Raw genomic sequence first — 23,398 nt, 5'->3', positions numbered from 1 at the left:
AAATAACTAGGTTCCACATGAAAAAAATACTCTTACTTCTCGCTTTAATTATTTCCCATACAGCTATTGCTGGCACAAAAGTTGAATTCAAAACAACTATTGGTGATTTTGTAGTTGAACTTAACGATGAAAAGGCACCAATCTCTACAGAAAATTTCTTAAATTACGTTAACAGCAATTTTTATAGTGGCACCATTTTTCATAGAGTCATCAATGGCTTCATGGTTCAAGGCGGTGGCTTTACAAAAGAAATGCAACAAAAATCGGGGAACGCTCCAATCCAACTTGAATCAAAAAATGGCTTAAATAACGTCATGTATTCAATTGCTATGGCTAGAACTGGTAACCCAAATTCTGCAACATCTCAATTTTTCATTAATGTGGTCGACAACCCAAATCTAGATTATCCAAAACCAGATGGTAATGGTTATGCAGTCTTTGGTATGGTGATTAAGGGTACAGAGACAATTGATAAGATTAAAAAAGTGGTCACAACAAGAGTTGGTCCATTTTCAGATGTACCAGTTAACCCAATCGTGATTCAAAGCGCAAAAGTTATCTCCAAGTAACACATGAATCTTGGGCATTCATCCTGCACCATTCTATTAGATGATGCCCAAAGTACGCCAACCAATCCAACAAGTCGCCTGTATAGCAACCCTATTCTGTACATAAAGGCAAATACGCCTGATGAAGTCGACCTAGCTTTTGAAAATATAGAGCATTACTTAAACAATCATAAATTTGTTGTAGCCAATTTCAGCTACGAGTTAGGTGAACATCTTCAAGGCTTGACACCTAAAAACGATTCAGCTCCTTGGGCCGAGATTTGGGTTTTTGATACCGTAACAAAATTATCAAAATCAGAGGTTGATACATGGATAGAAAACAAAACCTCTTTTAATCAGACGCCTTCAGGTTTTATAGCCTCCAAAGAGACTATTACACCTCCCGAATTTGAAAAATGTATTGAAGAAATTCATGAACTGATTCGTCGCGGTGAAACCTATCAGGTTAATTACACCTATAGAATCAAAGGATCTATTTATGGTGCTCCTTTGGCACTTTATCAATCCTTACGTGAAAAACAACCTGGACCATTTGGTGCATACATAGAAAAAAATGATGGCTGGATTTTGTCGTGCTCACCGGAATGGTTTCTAAGAAAAGAAGGTTCTCGTTTAATTGCTAAGCCCATGAAAGGCACGGGGAAAGCTAGTGAGATGTCCCCATCTTTCTTGAAAAATGATCCTAAAAATCGTGCTGAAAATCTCATGATTGTTGATTTATTAAGAAATGACTTGGGGAAAATATCCATACCAGGCACTATCAAAGTCCCAGATTTATTCAATGTTCAACAGCATGGCGATGTTCTTCAAATGACATCAACCATTGAATCCACTGTATCTGAGAATCTTTCTCTTTCCGAGCTTCTTAAAGCAATCTTTCCCTGTGGCTCAGTCACTGGAACTCCTAAAAAAAGAACCATGGAAATTATTCAAACTCTTGAGACAGAACCAAGAGGTTTATATTGCGGTTCTATTGCTTGGTTTGATCCTAGTGCAAAGGATAAAAAATTAGGTGATCTAGGAATGAGTGTTGTTATTCGAACATTAACAATAGATCAAGGTAGAAATTGCTGCATGGGGATTGGTGCGGGGATCACGATTGATTCAGATGCAAAAGAAGAATGGCAAGAGTGTCAAACAAAATCTAATTTTCTATACCAAATCAAGAATGAAATTGGCTTATTTGAAACAATTCGCATCAGCGAACAATCTCCGCAAAATATCCAGTTACACCTTAATAGAATTCAGAATTCAGCTCACCAGCTAGGCATACCATTTAATTTAGCTATGGCCAACCAAGCTATAAAAAAAGTCTGCACCCAACTAAATCCAAATGAGCTATATCGGATGAAATTAGAGCTAGCTCCTGATGGGCAGATTAAAGTGAGCACCGCGAAGACCTTGGAAATAAACCAGCCAATGCCCCTCATCTGGGCAAGTGATTTATTTGGGGGCGAGGCTATTATGAATTCCTTTAGTACACTCTTAAATCACAAAACAACTCAACGTAAAATATATGATCTAGCCTGGCAAGAGGCTGAGAAATTAGGTGGATTTGACGCTATCTTCACCAATGAATTGGGCTATGTTACTGAAGGCGGTCGATCAAATATTTTCATCAAGAAAAATTCTCAATGGATGACTCCTCCAGTAAATTCAGGTTGCCTACCAGGAATTATGAGACAGATTTTATTAAAAGATCCTCAATGGTCTGTAGTGGAAAAAAATATCACCGTAGATGACGTGTTATCAAGCGAAGAAGTCATCTTGACGAATGCTTTACGCGGCATCATTCGTATAACAATGGGTAAAAATTAATGAAATTCTGCTCACGATGCGGACATCAAGTTTTTTCGAAAATTCCCGAGGGGGATACTCGTGAGCGTTTTGTATGTGATTCATGCAAAACCATTCATTACGAAAACCCAAGAAATGTTGTTGGAACTATTCCAGTCTGGGAAGATAAAGTTTTATTATGCAAAAGAGCCATTCAACCGAGATTAGGTTTCTGGACTTTGCCTGCTGGATTTCTAGAGGTTGGAGAAAGTACTACAGCAGGAGCTATTAGAGAAACATTCGAGGAAGCTGGCGCTCAAATAGAGATTGGCGCACTATTCTCTTTGCTGAATGTTATTCATGCTGAACAAGTCCACCTTTTCTATCTAGCTCAACTAAAAGAGCCCATATTCAGCCCAGGAATAGAAAGCTTAGAAGTAGCTCTGTTTTCTGAATCAGAAATCCCCTGGGATGATTTAGCTTTCCCAACAATTAGAAAAACATTGGAATGGTATTTTTCTGACAGGAAATTAGGCGTTATTCATTTTGGAGAGCCCACTTTTTCCACTCATCTAGATGATATTGGCTATGACGAACGAATCGATAGGAAATATCGTTCCTCATGAGCCTTCCTTGGTTAAATATTACAGATCCATTCCCAAGCGTTAATAATTTAGTGGATCCCGATCCAGAAGTACCTGGTTTAATTGCAATCAGTACTGAAATTAGTGCCGAACAATTAAAACGTGCTTATAGCCAAGGAATTTTTCCATGGTATTCAGATAGCCAACCTATTCTATGGTGGTCACCAAATCCAAGAATGGTTCTTAAACCTAAAAATTTAAAACTAAGCAAATCTCTAAAAAAAGAAATAAAACATATCTTAGTAGATAACGATTGGGAAATTCGTGTTGATGATGACTTTCACGCGACCATTCTTGCTTGTGCTAAACAACCCCGCAAAGGGCAAAATGGAACATGGATTACTCATGCCATCATGCATGCATATGGCGAACTGCATGAACAAGGCTTTGCACACAGCGTGGAAGTATTTTTTCAAAGGAAAAGGGTTGGTGGTCTCTATTGCGTTAATCTCGGCTCAATTATCTTTGGTGAGTCTATGTTCTCTCATCAGAAAAATGCATCCAAACTAGCTTTGGCGGCTCTTAGCGCTTGGGCCATTCAAAACGATATAGAAATAATTGATTGCCAACAAGAAACAGAACATTTAACCTCTATGGGCGGCAGTCCCATAGAGAGAGTTAATTTCATACATCACCTAGAAAAACATTGCGGCAAAAAAAGTCCTAATTGGTTATTTAATAAATATGCATTAAGCCACTGGCTAAATCATCAATGAGCAACTTTAAAGACCTTCCATTCACAACGTTGCAATTTTATGCGACAGCCCCCTACCCGTGTAGCTACATGAGTGATAGAACAGCACGCTCACAAGTTGCTACCCCTGCCCACTTAATTCACGCAGATATCTATAGCGAATTAGTTTCAAACGGGTTCCGCCGAAGCGGCATGTACACCTATCGGCCTTATTGCGATGGTTGCACATCTTGCATAGCATGCCGAGTTAAAGCCCAAGAATTTCAACCTAAACGCTATCAAAAAAGAGCCTGGAAAAAACATTATGATTTAGATATCACCATCAAACCACTTGTTTATTCAGAGGAGCACTACAAGCTATATCACGAATATCAAAAATCTCGTCACATGGGTGGTGGCATGGATAGCGATGACCAAGAACAATATCAACAGTTTTTACTTCAAAGCAAAGTCAATTCTCGACTAGTTGAATTTCGAGATGGTGTGAGTGCCTTAGAGCCAGGAAAATTAAGAATGGTTAGCATTATTGATGTCTTGCAAGATGGCCTGTCTTCTGTCTACACCTTCTTCGATACCTCAGTCCAGCAAGCAAGTTATGGAACCTTTTGTATCTTATGGCAGCTTGAACAGGTTAGAAAATTAAATTTAGCTTATCTATATTTGGGCTACTACATTAAAGAAAGTTCTAAAATGTCCTACAAAGCTGAGTTTGAACCTTTAGAGATATTGGTGCGCAATCAGTGGCAACTACACCAACCTTCTTAAGAAATACTTTCGCAATGAACCTTTACCCTTTTGTTAAACCATGGTTATTCACCATGGACGCTGAAAAAGCGCACAATTTCACTCTAAATTCTTTAGATAAGGCTCATGCGTTAGGTTTAGATTTCTTAAGTCGCACAACTATTCCCAAAGATGAGCGTTTATTTTGTGGTTTAAAGCTCCCCAACCCTATAGGTTTGGCTGCTGGGCTAGATAAAGATGGTAAACATATTGACGCTTTAGCTAGTCTAGGATTTGGTTTTTTAGAAATCGGTACAGTTACCCCTAAAGCGCAAGATGGCAATCCCAAACCTAGAATGTTTAGGCTTCCAGAAGCAAATGCCCTAATTAACCGGATGGGATTTAATAATGATGGTGTAGATGCTTGTCTACAGCGAGTTCAAAAATCCACATTTTGGCAATCTGGCGGCATACTTGGTATTAATATTGGAAAAAATGCCTCAACACCTATTGAGTCTGCTGCAGATGATTATCTTCATTGCATGGAAAAAGTTTACCGATTTGCCTCATATGTTACGGTCAACATCTCATCTCCTAACACGAAAAATTTAAGGCAATTACAAACTGGCGATGAGCTTGACTCTTTGTTATCAGCGATTGCGGATAAAAAACAAAGACTTTCTGATCAATATAAAAAAGAAGTGCCTTTACTTCTAAAAATAGCACCAGACTTAGATTCAGAACAAATTGATAGTATTGCTGAATTATTAATTAAATACCGCATCAGTGCTGTTATTGCTACTAATACAACAATTACACGAGATGCTGTTTCACATCTAGCTCATGGTAATGAGGCAGGTGGGCTTTCAGGGCAACCTGTTAAACATCTATCAGACCTTGTTATCCAAAAGCTAGCTAAAGCCCTAAATGGCGCCTTACCTATTATTGGTGTTGGCGGGATCATGTCTGGTCAGGATGCCAAAGATAAAATCTCAGCCGGTGCACAACTTGTACAAATTTATAGCGGCTTAATTTACAAAGGGCCACAGCTAATAGCGGAGTGCGCTAAGGCACTAAAAAACTAGTCTTCTATAAGACTCATTCCACATTATGCAATCTTACCAATTTATGGATAAAATGCGCATATGACTAGCAGAACAGCCATCCAAGTTCTAGACAGAATGATGTGTCTTTTGGATGCGCTTGCTCAAAGCGATGAGGCTGTAAGCCTCAAAAAATTAGCGGAATTAACTGAGCTGCACCCCTCTACCGCCCACAGAATCCTCAACGACATGGTTGCTTGCCGCTTGGTCGAGCGAGGAGATAGCGGCACTTACCGTTTAGGCCTCAAGCTCTTAGAGCTTGGTAATTTAGTTAAAGCAAGATTATCCGTGCGAGACGCTGCTCAACTACCCATGAGAGCACTCCACAAAATGACTGGTCAAACAGTCAATCTTTCAGTTAGACAAGGTGATGAGATTGTTTATATTGATCGTGCTTATAGCGAACGATCAGGTATGCAGGTAGTACGAGCTATTGGTGGGCGCGCCCCCCTTCACTTAACATCGGTTGGAAAATTATTCTTAGCTGATGACGATATTAGTAAACTTAAAGCTTATGTTGCAAAGACTGGCCTGGAAGGTCACACCGCCAATAGCATCAATGATTTGAGTGGGCTTGAGAAAGAATTAGAGCTAGTTCGTTCAATGGGGCACGCTAGGGATGATGAAGAACTTGAAGTTGGCGTTAGTTGCATGGCCGCATCCATTCTAGATGACAGCGGTAAGCTAGTAGCTGGTTTATCTTTATCTGCGCCTACTGAGCGCATCCAGGAAGAGTGGCTGAAGTCATTAAAAGAAACAGCCATGCAAATATCAAAAAGCCTAGGTTATAAACCGACTAACGGCTCATAAATTTTATAGCTTACGTATAGGGGTTGGATTGGGGTTGCTTTGCAACCACTCTTTGACGCGCACGGCATCCGCAAAACGCGACAATTTACCAACAGAATCCAAGAACACCATCACAACATCACGCCCTTGAACTCTCGCTTGCATCACCAAGCAACGTCCCGCAGCGGAGATATAACCGGTTTTTTGCAAACCAATATCCATATCACCAGCTCGAACTAATCGATTCGTATTAATAAATTTCTGCTCTCTTTTCCCAATCATCAAACTGTAATCAGGTTTTGTAGAAAAATCACGAATGACTTTATGTTGATAAGCGGCTTCTACCAATTTAGTTAAATCTTCGGGACTTGAAACATTTTCACTAGAAAGACCAGTTGGATCAGAAAATTTAGAATTATTCATACCCAACATTTTTGCCTTAGCATTCATAGCCTCAACAAAAGCAGGAATACCACCCGGATAATTTCTACCTAAAGCATGAGCGGCACGATTTTCAGAAGACATCAGAGCCAATAACAAAGCTTGCTCGCGGGTCATTGCAGCATGCTCGGTTACTCGAGATCTAGCTCTCCCTGGGTAAACATTCACATCATCTTGGTGAATCACAATTCCCTCATCAAGAGGCAAATGAGCATCCATCACAACCAAAGAAGTCATTAATTTAGTAATTGATGCAATTGGAAGTGATGCATGAGAATTTTTTTCAAACAAAACTTCATGTGTTTGACGATCCACAATTAATGCAACGCTAGATTTAAGATTCAATGCGTCATGATTCCCACGCAATCCCATTGCTGATGCAAATGAAGGTCTTTTCTCTTCTGCAGCATCAGTTGACTTGGATCTTGTAGTTGTTGTCCTAACCGTTTTTTGCTTCTTAGGAGCTTTTTGTTTTTTAACTTTAGTCTGACTTGTATTTTGCGCCCATATATCTGCTACTGGAGCCAATAATGTAATGCTTAAAAAACCTGTAAAAACAGCTCGAATCAATTTACTTTTAACAGTCATCTGAATTATTAAAACTACTTTTTAAAATGCATTTATCAATATCCGTGATGATAAGCCATTAATCGCCAATTACTTAACTTGTTGTGAACGATTAACCAAAACTACAGCCACCATCGTAATGCCGATCCCTAAAACAATCATCCAAGTAATCGGCTCACCAAAAAGCACCCAAGCCATTAAGGCTGTTGTGGGAGGAGTCAGATACATAAGACTGGTGACCCTAGTCGCCTCACCATTTCTAATCATGACAAATAAAAGTGAAATTGCCCCAATCGATAATGCCAAAATAGACCACAATAAAGCTGCGATTAACTCGGGAACCCATTCAATTTGCCGTGTCTCAAACAAAAACATCAATGGCATGCACGCCAACGTTGAGGCAGCAAACTGAATAACTGAACCAGTTCTTAAATCGAACTGAGAACAATATTTCTTTTGGTAGATAGTTCCTGCAGTGATACTTAATAAGGCAAATACGATATAAATTAAACTGGCCACACTAAGCCCAATGAGCGATAGCTTCGCCCAAACAACCAAGCCCACACCAACCAATCCTAAAAATAGTCCAAGCCACTGTTTAGGACTGACACGTTCAGCTAGCCACGCGGCAAGCCATGCTGTTAATACAGGTTGCAAGCCAACAATTAAAGCAGATAGGCCTGCAGACATTCCTTCTTTAACTGCTGCCCATACGCCCCCCAAATAACCAGCTTGGAGCAGCAGGCCTGCAATTGCAATATGAATGATTTGTGATCTATTTGGCCAAGGTGCTTTCCATATCAATACGATAGGAACCATGAATACTAAAACGCCAGCAAAGCGCATAGTCAAAAAGGTCATAGGCTCTGAATGAGGCATGCCATATCTAGCCACAATAAATCCAGTACTCCAAATAATCACAAATATAGGGGCTATCCATGGCGCAAACCGATGTATCCAGGAGTACTTACTCATGTCAATGTCTCTTTTCTATTTTTATAATAGTTGAATGCTAATTGTATGGTTTGTGCATGGACTTCAACCGTCGTTTCTATCTCACGCCCATATCCTCCTGCCATTGCTACAGCAATTGGACAACCCATTTCCTTAGCAAAATTAAAAACCAGTTGATCCCTTTGAGCCAACCCATCCATAGTTAATCTTAAACGCCCTAAACGATCACCTTCATGAGGGTCTGCTCCCGCTAGGTAAATAATCATTTCCGGACTAAATCGTGCCTCTAAAGTTCTTAAAGCATCGGATAACACAGTTAAATAATGGACATCCTCACAACCATCAGCCAACCCAATATCTAAATTACTAGTTTCTTTTCTAAAGGGGAAATTCTTTTCCCCATGAATCGATAAAGTAAATATGCTTGAATCGCCTTGGCATATGGCTGCTGTACCGTTCCCCTGATGAACATCTAGGTCAATAATTGCAATTTGCATCTTCTGTTGACTTTGCAACCGCCTTGCAGCAACAACAGCATCATTAAATACGCAAAAACCACTTCCTTTATCCCTATAGGCATGATGGGTGCCACCAGCTAAATTCACCGCTACACCATCCTTTAAAGCCGTTATACAAGCTTGCATGGTTGCTCCGGCTGAGCGTTTCGAGCGCTCAACCATTAATGTTGTCCAAGGGAAACCTATTTCTCTGAGCTCTGAATCGGTTAAGGTGCCGTCACTGACTCTTTCTATATAGGATGGGCTGTGGGCTCTAGCCAAATCTATATCACTAGCTAAGGGAGCTTCAATTAGCTCAACTCCTTTGATTTTCGCCACGTGAGCTCTTAATAAGCTGTATTTTTCCATCGGAAAACGATGCCCAGTAGGCAATGGAAGGACGAAATGATCCGAATAGTAAGCTTTCATAAGGATATTGTCTCTTTTTTTCATAATGTGGTCTTGACTTAGCCCATTTACCCCCTATACTTATATTTGTGCAGTGCAACAAATTGCAACTTGACTTAACCAATTAGGAGAACATGATGACATTAACACCAGAACAAATCGCAGCAGCAAACAAAGCAAACTTAGAGACCCTTTTAAATCTTACTAACAAAGCATTTGAAGGCGTTGAAAAGCTTGTTGAATTAAACATGGCTGTAGCAAAAACAGCTTTAAACGAAAATGTACAAAGCGCAAAACAAGCATTATCAGTACGCGATGCACAACAGTTGATGGCTATGCAAGCAGGTATGGTTCAGCCTTTAGCTGAAAAAATCATGTCTTACAGCCGTCACCTTTATGACATCGCTAACGAAACACAATCAACATTCACAACTGTTGCTGAATCACAAATGAAAAAAGGTAGTGGCAATTTAAATGGCTTAGTAGAAGAGCTATCTAAAAATGCTCCTGCTGGTTCAGAAGCCGCTGTTCAAGCTATTAAACAAGCTATGACTGCAGCAAACAACGCTTATGAAACAACTCAAAAATCTATCAAACAAGCGATTGATCTTGCACAAAACAATTTCAATGCTGCTGCAAATACAGCTGTTAAAGCTGCTCGCGGTAAGAAGTAAGAAACAAGAAAGCCACCTAATTCATCATGGTGGCTATCAAGAATTGAAGTAGTAAAAGTTGTCTCCTCGGTACCCAGTCAGAGATTTCTCTGTAAGTACCTTTTCAACCCCCGCTCTATGCGGGGGTTTTTTTATGCCCTCAATCACTCAGGGCAAGAAAAGACTGTATTACTTTTTCTTTTGTGGAGGTAAATCAGTGCAGCTACCATGAGCAACCTCAGCAGCCATACCAACGGACTCACCCAATGTTGGATGTGGATGAATAGTTTTACCAATATCAACAGCATCAGCACCCATCTCAATTGCTAAACACACTTCACCAATCAAATCTCCTGCATGGGTACCAACAATACCACCACCAATAATTCGATGAGTCGCCTTATCAAATAGCAGTTTAGTAAACCCTTCATCACGACCATTAGCAATGGCGCGACCGCTAGCAGCCCATGGGAACATACCTTTTTCATAAGCAATGCCTTTGGCTTTGCACTGCTCTTCGGTCAAACCAGCCCAAGCTACTTCTGGATCTGTATAGGCCACTGATGGAATTTGCTTAGCATCAAAGTAAGATTTTTGACCTGCTGCTACCTCTGCTGCTACGTGAGCTTCATGAACCGCTTTGTGAGCCAACATCGGTTGACCAACAATATCTCCAATCGCATAGATATTAGGAACATTCGTTCTTAATTGCGCATCTACAGGAATAAAGCCACGCTCATCAACAACTACGCCAGCTTTATCAGCGTCAATCTTCTTGCCATTCGGTGTTCTACCAACTGCCACTAACACTAAATCATAAGCCTGTGGGTCTGCAGGTGCTTTATCACCTTCGAATGTTACATAAATACCATCGGGCTTAGCTTCAGCTTTAGTTGCGCGAGTCTTAAGCATAATTTTGTCAAAGCGAGGAGCATTCATCTTCTCCCATACTTTCTCAAGATCACGATCAGCACCGGCCATCAAACCGTCCATCATTTCAGCAATATCAATTTTGCTACCTAGGGTGCTGTACACCGTAGCCATTTCCAAACCAATAATGCCACCACCAATAACTAACATTCTCTTTGGCACAGAAGTTAATTTAAGCGCACCAGTACTATCAACAATACGAGGGTCTTGAGGTAAGAAAGGAAGCATGACAGCTTGACTACCGGCAGCAATAATTGCTTTCTGGAAACGGATGACCGCTTTTTTGCCGGTTGTTTGTTTTGAGCTACCCTCAGTTAAATCAACCTCAACATGGGTGGCATCTAAAAAGCGACCGATACCTCTAACGGTTACAACTTTACGTGCTTTAGCCATACCGGCCAAGCCACCCGTTAATTTACCGATAACACTTTCTTTATAAGTTCTTAATTTGTCGATTTCAACTTTAGGTTCACCATAACTGATGCCATGAGCTGCCATCGCTTTAACTTCATCAACAATCGCAGCAGTATGTAATAGTGCCTTAGATGGAATGCAACCTACGTTTAAACAAACACCACCCAAGGTTGGGTATCTTTCCACAATGATGGTGCTCATACCTAAGTCAGCACTACGGAATGCAGCGCTATAACCACCAGGACCCGCACCGAACACTAACATCTCGCATTCATGATCCACAGTCCCTGCATATGAGCCAGCAATTGGGGCAACAGCAGGCGCAGATTTAGGTGCCTCAACGGGAGCCGTTGCTGCTGGAGCAGGTTTTGCAGCAGGTGCAGCACCTTCAGCGGCAGTGATGGTTGCAATCACCATGCCTTGGTTAATTTTGTCACCCACTGAAACTGCCAAACTAACAATTGTTCCAGCAGTATCACTCGGTACTTCCATGGTGGCCTTATCAGATTCAAGCACCAATAAAGGCTGCTCTTTCTCAACTTGATCACCAACTTTTACCAATACTTCGATAACAGGAACATCATGAAAGTCACCGATATCCGGTACTTTAATTTCAATATTTGCCATGACTATTCCCTTTACAGAACAACGCGACGGAAGTCGGCTAATAATTCAGCCAAATACACGTTGAATTTGGTAGCTAAAGCACCATCAATCACACGGTGATCAGCAGTTAATGACAATGGACAAATTAATTTAGGTACAAATTCTTTACCATTCCAAACAGGTTTCATCGTAGCTTTATTGACACCCAAAATAGCAACCTCTGGAGCATTCACAATTGGTGCAAAGTAAGTGCCGCCAATACCGCCCAATGATGAAATGGTGAAAGAAGCCCCCTGCATTTGATCAGGCTTCAATTTACCTTCACGTGCTAATTTGGCTAATTCGCCCGTTTCCTTAGCGATTTCAAAAATACCTTTTTTATCAGCATTTTTCACAACAGGAACGACTAAACCATTAGGTGTATCTGCTGCAAAAGCGATATGGAAATATTTCTTCAGTACTAAGTTATCGCCATCGAGAGAGCTATTAAACTCAGGATACTTCTTAAGGGCATTAACAACGGCTTTAATTAAGAAAGCCAACATCGTCACTTTGATGCCCTGCTTCTCATTATCTTTATTGGTCATCACTCTAAATGCTTCCAAACCTGTGATATCAGCATCTTCGTGATAAGTCACAGCTGGAATCATCACCCAATTGCGAGATAAATTAGCAGCAGATAGTTTTTGAATTCTAGATAAAGGTTTTGTTTCAATTTCACCAAATTTAGTGAAATCAACCTTAGGCCATGGCAACAAGTTCAAACCACCACTTGCAGCTACTGGTGCGCCAGCTGGTGATGGTGCATGTCCAGTCATGATGTTCTTCACATAGGCCTGAACGTCTTCCTGAGTAATACGACCTTTAGGACCACTACCAGTCACCTTAGAAACATCCACGCCTAATTCACGCGCATATTTACGTACAGATGGGCTTGCATGGCTGATGCCACCTGTTGGCACTGCTTCACTTCTTGGTACTGACTGAGCTGGTGCGGCAGTTGATGCAACTGGTGCTGCCGGCGCTGGAACACTTGCTGGTTTAGGAGCAGCTGGAGCAGACGCAGTTGGTGCTACAACTGGGGCAGAAGATGCTCCACCAGCAGTTTCCAAAATAACCACTACACGGCCTTCAGAAATATTATCGCCAACCTGGACTTTGACTTCTTTCACTGTACCGGCATGTGATGAAGGCACATCCATTGTGGCCTTATCAGATTCAAGCGTTACCAAAGATTGTTCTTTTTCAACCTTATCACCCGGTTTTACATGCACCTCAATCACAGGCACATCTTTGTAATCACCAATATCAGGCACTGTTACTTCAACAGTAGCACTAGCTGCCGTACTTGCTGGAGCAACAGCCGGAGCAGCAGCTGTAGCAGTTGTAGCGGCAGATGCACCGCCTTCTTCTAAAAGAATCACAACCGTACCTTCGGAAATATTGTCACCAACATGAACCTTAACTTCTTTAACCGTACCAGCATGTGATGAAGGCACATCCATCGTCGCCTTATCAGACTCCAGCGTCACCAAAGTTTGTTCTTTTTCAACCTTATCGCCTGGCTTCACATGCACCTCAATCACAGGCACATCCTTGTAATCACCAATGTCAGGCACTTTAATTTCTAAAACTTGACTCATCTTTTAATCCTCACACTGTCATTGGGTTTGGTTTTTTAGGATCAAGGCCATACTTCTTAAGGGCCTCAGCAACTTTCTTGTGCTCAATTTGACCTTCATCAGCCAAAGTTTTAAGAGCAGCAACAGTTACCCAACGACGATCTACTTCAAAGAAATGTCTTAATTGCTCACGTGTATCTGAACGACCAAAACCATCGGTACCTAATACGGTATATCGCTTACCAACATTTTGGATCGCTGGTCTAATTTGCTCTGCAAATAAACGCACATAATCAGTCGCGGCAATAACAGGGCCAGTTGTACCAGCTAACATCGCTTCAACATGAGATACCGCTGGTTTAGCGGTTGGATTCAACATATTTGCACGTGATACTGCATTCCAATCACGACCTAATTCTGTAAAGCTTGGGCAACTCCATAAATCAGAAGCAACACCCCAATCATCACGAAGCATATTGGCAGCTTCAATCACTTCGCGGAAGATCGTACCGCTACCTAATAACTGAACTCTCAACTTCGCCTTGGCATCACCAACGCTTGATAACTTATACATACCTTTTAAGATATCTTTCTCAGCTCCCTTAGGCATTGCTGGATGAGCGTAATTCTCATTCATCAATGTTAAGTAGTAGTAAACATCTTCTTGCTCAGTCATCATGCGGCGCATACCGTCTTGAATAACGACAGCTAATTCGAAGGCGAATGTTGGGTCATAACTAATACAGTTAGGAATTGCGCCACTCCACAAATGGCTATGACCATCTTCGTGTTGCAAACCTTCGCCGTTTAAAGTTGTTCTACCAGCTGTACCACCCAATAAGAAGCCGCGACTTCTCATATCGCCAGCCGCCCAGGCTAAATCGCCAATACGTTGGAAGCCGAACATAGAGTAGAAAATATAGAACGGCAACATAGGTACGCCGTGTGTGGAATATGAAGTTGCCGCAGCAATCCAATCACACATCGCACCGGCTTCATTAATACCTTCTTGAAGGATTTGACCGTGCTTATCTTCTTTATAGAACATCAATTGATCATGGTCTTGTGGGGTATACAACTGTCCCAACTGATTCCAAATACCTAATTGACGGAACATACCTTCCATGCCGAATGTTCTAGATTCATCTGGAACAATAGGCACAACACGTTTACCAATTAACTTGTCTTTAATGATGATATTCAACATACGAACAAAAGCCATCGTTGTTGAAATCTCACGTCCTTCAGCAGTTGCTTCTAGCAATGGAGAGAAAACATCTAACTTAGGAACATCTAAACTTTCTGCTTTAGTTCTACGTTGTGGCAAGTAACCACCCAACTCCATACGGCGATCACGCATGTAAGTTAATTCAGGGCTACCTTCCTCAAATTTCACCAATGGCAACTCTTCAATCTTGTCGTCAGCAACAGGAATCTTGAAGCGATCGCGGAAAGCCTTCACGTCTTCAATATTCATTTTCTTGGCTTGGTGAGCAATATTCATGGCTTGACCTGAGCCACCCATGCCATCGCCCTTAATTGTTTTAGCCAAAATAACTGTTGGTTGATTTTTATGAGTATTTGCTGCGTGGAACGCCGCATACACTTTATGAGGATCGTGACCACCACGATTTAAATTCCAAATATCGTCATCACTCCAGTCAGCAACTAAAGCTTGAAGTTCTGGCGTATTAAATACAACCTGGCGAACATAGGCACCATTTTTGGCCTTCATTGTTTGATATTCACCATCAACAATCTCACCAAGGCGCTTCATCAAGATACCTTTTTTATCTCTAGCGAACAAAGCATCCCAATGAGTACCCCAAACTAACTTAATAACATTCCAACCCGCTCCACGGAATTCACTTTCCAACTCTTGAATAATTTTTCCGTTACCACGTACAGGGCCATCAAGACGCTGCAAGTTACAGTTGATAACAAAACATAAGTTATCTAACTTCTCACGTCCAGCCATACCAATAGCGCCTAGTGATTCAGGCTCATCTGTCTCGCCATCACCCAAGAATGCCCACACTTTGCGACCTTCTGTTTGAGCAAATCCGCGATCTTGCAAATACTTCATGAAACGGGCTTGGTAAATCGCCATAATTGGACCAAGACCCATTGATACTGTTGGGAACTGCCAAAAATCTGGCATTAACCAAGGGTGTGGATAGCTTGAAATTCCCTTTCCATCAACCTCTTGGCGGAAATTATTTAAATGCTCATCAGTAAGACGGCCCAACATATAAGCACGCGCATACACACCTGTTGCAACGTGACCTTGAACAAATACCAAATCGCCGCCATGCTTATCAGAAGGTGCATGCCAAAAATGATTGAAACCTACGTCATATAGTGTTGCAGCGGATTGGAAAGAAGAAATATGGCCACCAACGTTTGTATCTTTATTGGCTCTCAAAACCATTGCCATCGCGTTCCAACGAGTATAGGCGCGGATACGCTCCTCAACTTGTTGATCACCAGGCAATTTAGCTTGCTGCTCAACCGGTATCGTATTGATATAAGGTGTTTCTGCATGAAAGGGTTGAACCACACCACTAACACGTGCGTGTGAAATCTGTTCATCAATCAAAAAGGCTGCTCGCTCAACGCCCTCTTTTTGAATAACACCATTTAAGGCATCAATCCACTCTTTGGTCTCGATAGGATCAACATCCTGTTTTTTATTTGATCCGGCAACTTGCTCTGGTGTGACAGCCATTCTTGTTTCCTCGTTCAATTAGTTATCCATAAGGCGTAAGCCCATCTATATGGGTCTAAATTTTAGAAATGTCATAATTTCTCAGCAAGTTATATTCCACATTGCAAAGTTATTTTTCATAATATGGAATTATATTGCTGAGCAACATGCTCAAAAATGCAAAAAAACCTCAAGTTCTACTGTCTAGTGGAATTAAACTGTTGTCTTCTGTGGTTTTCCCTAAGTTTTGTATAAATAGATAGTTTGTTAACAAATCTCGTTAAAAAATTTCATTCTGGTATAGAAAAAATATTGCCTAAGCCACTTAGGCAGGGATCGCGCACATACACATTTTTATTTATACCTTTATTAGCTATTGTTTTATTTGCATCGGCTATGGGACTTATCCTGTGGACCCTGAATTACCAGGATAAAAATCAGCAAGAATACGTCGTGCATAGAGACACGGCTTACACCAAACAGCGCATACACAGCAGATTTATTAATAATGAAGAAGCTTTATTAGATTTAAGCCGAGAAATTAGTAATTCACCTAGTCAAGCACGCTACTCAGAAGCATTTATTAAAGGCGCCACAACACTTATTCAAAATAGCCCTGAAATATTGCATTTAAGATGGGTTGATAAGGATAAAAATAAGTTATGGAGTATTCCAGCCATTATTAATAACGTTGAGTGGCATGAAAGATCTGGCATTAAAAATGTTTTAGATAAAGAACTCAACAGACTATATGCAGAAAGCTCAGAAACCAATAAAGCTATTTATGGGCATGTCCTCAATCTAGAGTTTGGCGTAAAAGATAAATTAACGCCTGACCGAGAATATGTATTCTGGCATTTAACCCCCATCATTCAATCAGGCAATGTCGTTGGAAGTATTGCTGTTTTGTATTCTGCTAGAGGCATTATTAAACACATGATCCCGAGCGATCTATTGGGTCTCTATCAATATACATTGTTAGACGACGAAGGCAATGACTTAGGGTCATCGAACGCTAAAAAACCCACTGGGAAAGTTGTTACTGATTATGTAACTTTAGATAAGCCTAATAATCAACTTAACATTCACATCAGTAGCTACCCTCCACCAACCAACCTTACCTACAGAACTTTATTGTGGTTAGTTATTGGTTTGAGTGGTTTTGTTCTTTGGAGTTTATGGTCTGTATGGCGACAGATTCGAGAACGTTATGCCGTTCAAAGAGATCTCCAAAATGAAACCAACTTCAGACGAGCCATGGAAGAGTCCATGACGATTGGCATGCGTGCGCACGACCTAACTGGAACCATCACTTATGTTAACCCTGCATTTTGCAAAATGACTGGCTGGTCCAAAAAAGAGCTTATTGGCATGCGAGCACCATTTCCATTCTGGCCAACAGAAATGATTCCAGAGCTCATGAAAAAAATGACCACAGCATTGCAAGGTGATGCGCCGAGTTCAGGTATCGAAGCGACGCTGCAAAAAAAAGATGGCTCAAGAATTACAACAAGAACTTTTGTATCAGCTCTAATTAATGAAAAAAATAAACAATCAGGTTGGATTAGCTCGATCGTAGATATTTCCGAACCAATTAAAGCCAGACAAGAGTTGGCACTGGCACAAGAACGATTTACAACTGTTTTACAGAGTTTGGATGCTGCAGTTTCAGTTATATCGCTTCAAAGTGGGCAACTATTGTTCGCCAATAGATACTATAGAGATAATTTCGGCAATACCACCCAAGCACATTTAGATTTAGCTGGTCATGAAATTGATCCTGGTGATATCGATGCTCTTGACATAGATAATGTGGATGGATTTGCTGGATTACCAGCATCAGAGTTAACACCTGGTCAGTCTGATTCTAGAGAAATCCTATTATCTGAATTTAAAAAATGGTTTGAAGTAAGACGACGCTACATTTCTTGGGTAGATGGTCATTTAGCTCAATTAATTGTCGCAACAGATATTACTGAAAGAAAATATGCTGAAGAATTAGCCCGTCAGCAAGAAGAAAAAATGCAATTCTCAAGCCGCCTTACGACTATGGGCGAAATGGCATCCTCCCTAGCACATGAACTTAATCAACCACTTGCAGCCATTAGTAATTACTGCACGGGGGTAGCTAATAGGCTTAAATCAGATAAAAGTATCGATATTGAGAAGGACATTCTTCCCGCTATTGAAAAAGCAACTTCTCAAGCGCATAGAGCGGGAACCATCATTCAGCGGATTAGAGGCTTTGTTAAACGCAGCCAGCCTCAACGAAAAATTGTCCCTATTCATCAAATTATTGATGATTCGGTGGGTTTAGCTGAAATTGAGGCTCAACGATATGGCGTTGAAATTAAAACCTACTACCAAGATAGATTACCAACCGTCTTTATTGACCCAGTTTTAATACAACAAGTTGTTGTTAACCTCTTGAAAAATGCTATAGATGCCGTAAAAAAAGTCCCCAACAGCATCAAAAATGGTAAGGCAATTGATCTAAAAATCGATATTGATCAATCACTTACACCTAATATGTTGAGGATTCAGGTTATTGATCGAGGCCCAGGCATCTCAGATGATGCGATTGATCGTCTTTATGAACCATTCTTCAGCACAAAAGAAGATGGCATGGGCATGGGTCTGAATATTTGCAGATCTATCATTGAATCCCATCATGGAAGGCTCTGGGCAACTAACCATGCTAACCAAAAAGATCCGAGTGAGACCGGCTGCACCTTTACAATACTACTTCCATTAGATAAGTGAAGATTATGAGCAATAAAACAGAAATCGTTTACGTCGTTGATGATGATGAGGCTGTTAGAGATTCTCTAACTTGGCTTTTAGAAAGTAACGGCTACACAGTTAAGTGCCAGCCAAGTGCTGAGAGGTTCTTACAATCACTCAATAGTGAAGACAAAGAAACTGTTGCCTGTTTAATACTAGATGTGCGTATGCCTGGCATGTCAGGTTTAGAGCTTCAAGAACGTCTTTTAGCCGAGGGCATCCCTATGCCTATTTCATTCATCACAGGTCATGGTGATGTATCTATGGCTGTGTCCACCATGAAAAAAGGCGCAGTCGACTTTATTGAAAAACCTTTTAAAGAATCAGAGCTAAAAACGCTTGTTGAAAAAATGCTCACACGCGCCAGAGTTGATTACGCTAAGGCAGACACACAGAAAAACACTCAAAACTTACTCAGCAAATTAACAGGCCGAGAAAAACAAGTTTTAGAACGCATTGTGGCTGGTCGCTTAAATAAACAAATTGCTGATGATTTAAATATTTCCATTAAAACTGTTGAGGCACATCGCGCCAACATTATGGAGAAATTGAGCGTCAATACAGTAGCCGATTTACTCCGTTTAGCTTTATCTGAAAATAATACTTAATCTATGTCAGCAAAAATTATTGACGGCAACGCGCTGGCCAAACAAGTTAGATCTGAGATTGCCACAAGAACTAGCGCGCTTGTTGCCAAAGGTATTAAGCCCGGCTTAGCCGTTCTATTAGTAGGCGAAGATCCTGCTAGCCAAGTTTATGTCCGCAACAAAGTAAAAGCTTGTGAAGATGTTGGCATGTTCTCTATTCTTGAAAGACACTCTGCCGACTTAACAGAGGCCAATTTACTCAAGCGCATCGATGAATTAAATAAAGATCCGCAAATTCATGGCATCTTAGTTCAACTACCCTTACCTAAACATATTGATAGTCATCGGGTTATTGAAGCAATTGCACCAGAGAAAGATGTGGATGGATTCCATGTGGCCAATGCTGGCGCACTCATGATTGGTGCACCTTTATTTAGACCATGCACCCCTTATGGTTGCATGAAAATGTTAGAAAGCATTGATTACCCGATTCGTGGGGCAAGGGCTGTAGTGATTGGCGCCTCTAACATTGTCGGTAAGCCTATGGCTATGCTATTGCTACAAGCAGGTGCTACCGTAACTATCTGCAATAGCAAAACAAAAGATTTGACTGCACACACCAAAGAAGCTGACATTCTTTTGGTGGCGACTGGTAAACCAAAAATGGTGACCGCAGACATGGTAAAGCCAGGAGCAGTTGTCATCGACGTGGGCATTAATCGTCTACCTGATGGCAAGCTATGTGGCGATGTTGACTTTGATAGCGTTAAAGAAATCGCAGGAGCTATCACGCCAGTTCCAGGTGGCGTGGGACCCATGACCATCACCATGCTTTTACTAAATACGCTAGAAGCTGCTGAAAGAATCTAAACCAATTTCATATCCTTCAATTTTTCACTTTAAACGGATTGAAACTAATCAGGCGCTCATGGCGCCTGATTTTTTATATTGATACATAATAAAGTCTATGACAAATCCACTACTTTCATTTGGCCACGGCCTGCCTGTTTATGATCAAATTAAACCGGCACATATCAAACCAGCTATACAAGAACTACTTAGTTCTGCACAAAAGGCTGTTGATATTTCAGTATCTATTGAAACTCCTGAAACTTGGGATGCTTTAGTTGAACCTTTAGAAAATGCAACAGAGGCTTTGGGACGATCTTGGGGGGTTATTAGCCACCTGAATAGTGTCGCCGATACACCAGAACTAAGAGAGGCTTACGGCTCAATGCTCCCTCAAGTCACCGCATTTTGGAGTAGCCTAGGGCAAAACTTAGATCTATATAAAAAATATAAATCACTAAGCGAATCGAATCAATTTAATCAATTAAGTTCTGCTCAGAAAAAAGTTATTCAAAACTCCTTAAGAGATTTTCGGTTAGGTGGCGCTGAATTAACTGATGCTCAAAAGGCTCGTTTTTCTGAAATCCAAGAAGAGCAAGCTAAATTATCAAAAGAATTTTCGGATCATGTATTAGACGCTACAGATTCATTTGTTCATGCCATCACAAACGCTAAAGACTTAGTTGGGCTACCTGATGACGTCATAGCAGCGGCTAAAGAAACTGCCACATCTAAGAATCTAGAAGGCTGGGCATTTACCCTTCACTTCCCATCTTATTTTCCAGTGATGCAATTTTCTGAAAATCGAGAACTCAGAAAAACACTCTATCAAGCCTACGTCACTCGAGCATCTGAATTATCTGAGCAATATAGTTCAGGTAAAAAAGAATGGGACAACACCAACAATATGTTGGCTCAACTTCGCTTAAAAAATGAAGAAGCAAAAATGTTAGGTTTTGCCAACTATGCGGCACTCAGCATTGCCCCCAAAATGGCAAAAACAGTTGCTGAAGTAGATGAGTTTTTAGAAACTTTTGCCAAACGTGCTAAATCGCACGGTCAAAAAGACTGGAATGATCTACAAGCATTTGCCAAAGAATCCCTAGGCCTATCTCATATTGAGCCTTGGGATACAGCCTACGTATCAGAAAAACTCAAACAAGCGCGTTATGCTTTTTCTGAAAATGAAGTTAAACAATACTTTCCTTTACCAAAAGTACTGGAAGGTTTATTTCATGTAACCGAAGCTATCTTTGGTGTTGTTATCAGTCATGATGATTTACCTACTTGGCACAAAGATGTTCAATCATTCAAAGTACTCAATAAAAAAGGTGATTTGCTGGCCAATTTTTATCTAGATCCTTATGCAAGACCAGGCAAACGTGGTGGCGCTTGGATGGATGATGCAAGAGGTCGAAGAGTTCTATCAGATGGCTCTATTCAAACTCCTGTGGCATATTTAGTTTGCAACTTCCCATCCCCTGTAACAGTCGATGGCATCACCAAGCAACCCACCATCACCCATGATGATGTCATCACGCTATTCCACGAGTGTGGTCATGGCCTGCATCATATGCTGACTCAGGTTGGCGTATTAGGTGTTTCAGGCATTAATGGCGTTGAATGGGATGCGGTTGAGTTACCAAGTCAATTTATGGAAAACTTCTGTTGGGAATGGGAAGTATTAGAAAAGATGACCGCTCATGTCGATACGGGAGCACCTTTACCCAAAGATTTATTTCAAAAAATGCTGGCTGCTAAGAACTTCCAAAATGGCTTGGGGACACTCAGACAAATTGTTTTCTCTTTAACAGACTGGCGCCTTCACTCCAGCTTTAATGCCGATACAGCTAAGAGCCAAGATATTTTGGCATTAGCAAAGGCTATTAATGACAATATCCATGTGATGCCGCAATCAGACATCTCTAGATGGCCTAATACCTTTAATCATATTTTTGCTGGCGGTTATTCTGCTGGCTATTACAGCTATAAATGGGCAGAAGTATTATCAGCAGATGCTTATGCTGCTTTTGAAGAGGCTGCCATCACCACAGGTAGCGTATTAGATGCTGCAACGGGAGAACATTATCGAAAAGAAATTCTTGAAGTGGGGGGAAGCCGCCCTGCTGCAGAATCATTTAAGGCCTTTAGAGGTAGAGAACCTCAAATAGATGCCTTACTTCGCCATGGTGGGCTAGCCTAACGTTGTAATTACAGGGGCATGGTCCGAAGGTTGCTCCCAGCCCCTGGGTACTTTATCAATACGACTAGCGGTGCACTCTTCTTTTAATGCATTGGTTAAAAGTACATGGTCAATACGAACGCCAGCATTTCTTCTAAAGCCCATCATGCGGTAATCCCACCAGCTAAAGCTTTTGGGTAATTGCTCAAATAAACGATAGCTATCGTAAAAACCCAAATCAATTAATCCTTGAAAAGCATCACGCTCTTCTGGGCTCACTAAATTTTGTCCTTCCCAAGCTTTAGGATCATGAACATCTTCATCGGCTGGCGCAATGTTGTAATCACCCAAAAGTGCTAAGCGAGGATGAATCTCAATTTCTTCAGCTAGCCAATCATATAGACCTGCTAACCAATCCATCTTATAAGAAAACTTTTCTGTTCCAGGCGCTTGACCATTAGGAAAGTAGGCGGAAATCAAACGCATCGGCTGCCTACCTTTAAACGCAACAGTTGCTGAGACTAGTCGTTGTTGTTCATCTTGAAATTTTGGATTATTTTTTGTGGGTGACAAAAAAGCCGTTTCAGGGTCTTGAGCAGTTGCGGCTAAGGAATCTTTTCTCAACAGTAAAGCCACGCCGTTATAAGTTTTTTGTCCAGCTACTAAGGCGTAATAACCAGCTGCTTCAAGTTCAGCAAAAGGAAATTTATCTTCTGTGAGCTTCAACTCTTGTAAACAAACCGCATCAATAGGGGCTTGTTCTTTTTCTTGCATGCTCAACCATTGCAAAAGATGAGGAAGTCGAACTTTAATGGAATTAACATTCCAGGTGGCCAAGCGAATTGAAGACATATCAAGAAATAAACATCAAAAACTAAACAAGTTTCCTATTATGAACC

Annotated in this window: 19 protein-coding genes; 12 read left to right on the top strand and 7 right to left on the bottom strand. The window is 41.0% G+C overall.

Annotation, left to right across the window (positions count from 1 at the left end):
• Positions 1-17 precede the first annotated feature (17 nt).
• The 7 genes from ICV01_RS04425 to ICV01_RS04395 are packed head-to-tail and all read left to right on the top strand — an operon-like array spanning position 18 to position 6,319.
• Entirely contained in the window at positions 18-569 is a 552-nt protein-coding gene (locus ICV01_RS04425) for a peptidylprolyl isomerase (protein ID WP_215288990.1), read from the top strand.
• Positions 570-572: 3 nt separating this feature from the next.
• Positions 573-2,387: a bifunctional chorismate-binding protein/class IV aminotransferase gene (locus ICV01_RS04420; RefSeq protein WP_215288988.1), complete on the top strand. Its 1,815-nt coding sequence runs from the start codon at positions 573-575 to the stop codon at positions 2,385-2,387.
• Positions 2,387-2,971 carry an NUDIX hydrolase gene (locus ICV01_RS04415; protein ID WP_215288987.1) on the top strand — a complete coding sequence of 195 codons (585 nt, stop codon included), beginning with the start codon at positions 2,387-2,389 and terminating at the stop codon, positions 2,969-2,971. The genes ICV01_RS04420 and ICV01_RS04415 overlap by 1 nt, the downstream gene beginning before the upstream one ends.
• A complete protein-coding gene (gene aat / locus ICV01_RS04410; protein ID WP_215288986.1) occupies positions 2,968-3,705 on the top strand; it encodes a leucyl/phenylalanyl-tRNA--protein transferase in 738 nt (245 codons plus the stop codon). The genes ICV01_RS04415 and aat overlap by 4 nt, the downstream gene beginning before the upstream one ends.
• The gene (locus tag ICV01_RS04405; protein ID WP_215288985.1) at positions 3,702-4,448 is read left to right on the top strand and encodes an arginyltransferase; all 747 of its coding nucleotides are present in this window, start codon (positions 3,702-3,704) and stop codon (positions 4,446-4,448) included. The genes aat and ICV01_RS04405 overlap by 4 nt, the downstream gene beginning before the upstream one ends.
• 14 nt (positions 4,449-4,462) lie before the next feature.
• Complete coding sequence (locus ICV01_RS04400; RefSeq protein ID WP_215289136.1) at positions 4,463-5,491, top strand: quinone-dependent dihydroorotate dehydrogenase; 1,029 nt, start codon at positions 4,463-4,465, stop codon at positions 5,489-5,491.
• Positions 5,492-5,551: 60 nt separating this feature from the next.
• The gene (locus ICV01_RS04395; protein WP_215288984.1) at positions 5,552-6,319 is read left to right on the top strand and encodes an IclR family transcriptional regulator; all 768 of its coding nucleotides are present in this window, start codon (positions 5,552-5,554) and stop codon (positions 6,317-6,319) included.
• A 3-nt stretch (positions 6,320-6,322) separates the two neighbouring features.
• On the opposite strand, the gene ICV01_RS04390 is transcribed toward ICV01_RS04395, so the two are convergent.
• The 3 genes from ICV01_RS04390 to ICV01_RS04380 all read right to left on the bottom strand — a co-directional run bounded on the left by ICV01_RS04390 (position 6,323) and on the right by ICV01_RS04380 (position 9,186).
• Entirely contained in the window at positions 6,323-7,327 is a 1,005-nt protein-coding gene (locus ICV01_RS04390; RefSeq protein ID WP_215288983.1) for a serine hydrolase, read from the bottom strand.
• A 69-nt stretch (positions 7,328-7,396) separates the two neighbouring features.
• On the bottom strand, positions 7,397-8,281 hold the full coding sequence (locus ICV01_RS04385) for a DMT family transporter (RefSeq protein ID WP_215288981.1): 885 nt from the start codon (positions 8,279-8,281) through the stop codon (positions 7,397-7,399).
• Complete coding sequence (locus tag ICV01_RS04380; RefSeq protein WP_215288979.1) at positions 8,278-9,186, bottom strand: histone deacetylase; 909 nt, start codon at positions 9,184-9,186, stop codon at positions 8,278-8,280. The genes ICV01_RS04385 and ICV01_RS04380 overlap by 4 nt, the downstream gene beginning before the upstream one ends.
• 116 nt (positions 9,187-9,302) lie before the next feature.
• Between ICV01_RS04380 and ICV01_RS04375 the strand changes: the two genes are divergently transcribed.
• Complete coding sequence (locus ICV01_RS04375) at positions 9,303-9,839, top strand: phasin family protein (RefSeq protein ID WP_215289135.1); 537 nt, start codon at positions 9,303-9,305, stop codon at positions 9,837-9,839.
• A 168-nt stretch (positions 9,840-10,007) separates the two neighbouring features.
• Here the strand turns inward: ICV01_RS04375 and lpdA are convergent, their stop codons facing one another.
• The 3 genes from lpdA to aceE are packed head-to-tail and all read right to left on the bottom strand — an operon-like array spanning position 10,008 to position 16,118.
• Positions 10,008-11,789 carry a dihydrolipoyl dehydrogenase gene (gene lpdA / locus ICV01_RS04370; protein WP_215288977.1) on the bottom strand — a complete coding sequence of 594 codons (1,782 nt, stop codon included), beginning with the start codon at positions 11,787-11,789 and terminating at the stop codon, positions 10,008-10,010.
• Positions 11,790-11,800: 11 nt separating this feature from the next.
• Positions 11,801-13,411, bottom strand: a complete 1,611-nt coding sequence (gene aceF, locus ICV01_RS04365; protein ID WP_215288975.1) for a dihydrolipoyllysine-residue acetyltransferase — start codon at positions 13,409-13,411, stop codon at positions 11,801-11,803.
• A gap of 10 nt (positions 13,412-13,421) precedes the next feature.
• Positions 13,422-16,118, bottom strand: coding sequence for a pyruvate dehydrogenase (acetyl-transferring), homodimeric type (aceE, locus tag ICV01_RS04360; RefSeq protein ID WP_215288973.1), 2,697 nt, complete (start codon positions 16,116-16,118; stop codon positions 13,422-13,424).
• 243 nt (positions 16,119-16,361) lie between these two features.
• Between aceE and ICV01_RS04355 the strand changes: the two genes are divergently transcribed.
• The 4 genes from ICV01_RS04355 to ICV01_RS04340 all read left to right on the top strand — a co-directional run bounded on the left by ICV01_RS04355 (position 16,362) and on the right by ICV01_RS04340 (position 22,520).
• Complete coding sequence (locus tag ICV01_RS04355) at positions 16,362-18,860, top strand: PAS domain-containing sensor histidine kinase (protein WP_215288971.1); 2,499 nt, start codon at positions 16,362-16,364, stop codon at positions 18,858-18,860.
• A 5-nt stretch (positions 18,861-18,865) separates the two neighbouring features.
• Positions 18,866-19,489 (top strand): response regulator transcription factor, encoded by a 624-nt coding sequence (locus tag ICV01_RS04350; RefSeq protein WP_215288969.1) that lies wholly within the window; start codon positions 18,866-18,868, stop codon positions 19,487-19,489.
• 3 nt (positions 19,490-19,492) lie between these two features.
• On the top strand, positions 19,493-20,338 hold the full coding sequence (folD, locus tag ICV01_RS04345; protein ID WP_215288967.1) for a bifunctional methylenetetrahydrofolate dehydrogenase/methenyltetrahydrofolate cyclohydrolase FolD: 846 nt from the start codon (positions 19,493-19,495) through the stop codon (positions 20,336-20,338).
• A gap of 97 nt (positions 20,339-20,435) precedes the next feature.
• A complete protein-coding gene (locus tag ICV01_RS04340) occupies positions 20,436-22,520 on the top strand; it encodes a M3 family metallopeptidase (protein ID WP_215288965.1) in 2,085 nt (694 codons plus the stop codon).
• Here the strand turns inward: ICV01_RS04340 and xth are convergent.
• Positions 22,512-23,342, bottom strand: a complete 831-nt coding sequence (gene xth / locus ICV01_RS04335; protein ID WP_215289134.1) for an exodeoxyribonuclease III — start codon at positions 23,340-23,342, stop codon at positions 22,512-22,514. The genes ICV01_RS04340 and xth overlap by 9 nt on opposite strands.
• Between the last annotated feature and the right edge of the window lie 56 nt (positions 23,343-23,398).

This window comes from Polynucleobacter sp. MWH-Spelu-300-X4, assembly GCF_018687515.1.
Classification (GTDB): Bacteria; Pseudomonadota; Gammaproteobacteria; order Burkholderiales; family Burkholderiaceae; genus Polynucleobacter.
Note: the sequence above shows the minus strand (reverse complement) of the source record. Positions and strands in the feature narration are given on the sequence as shown.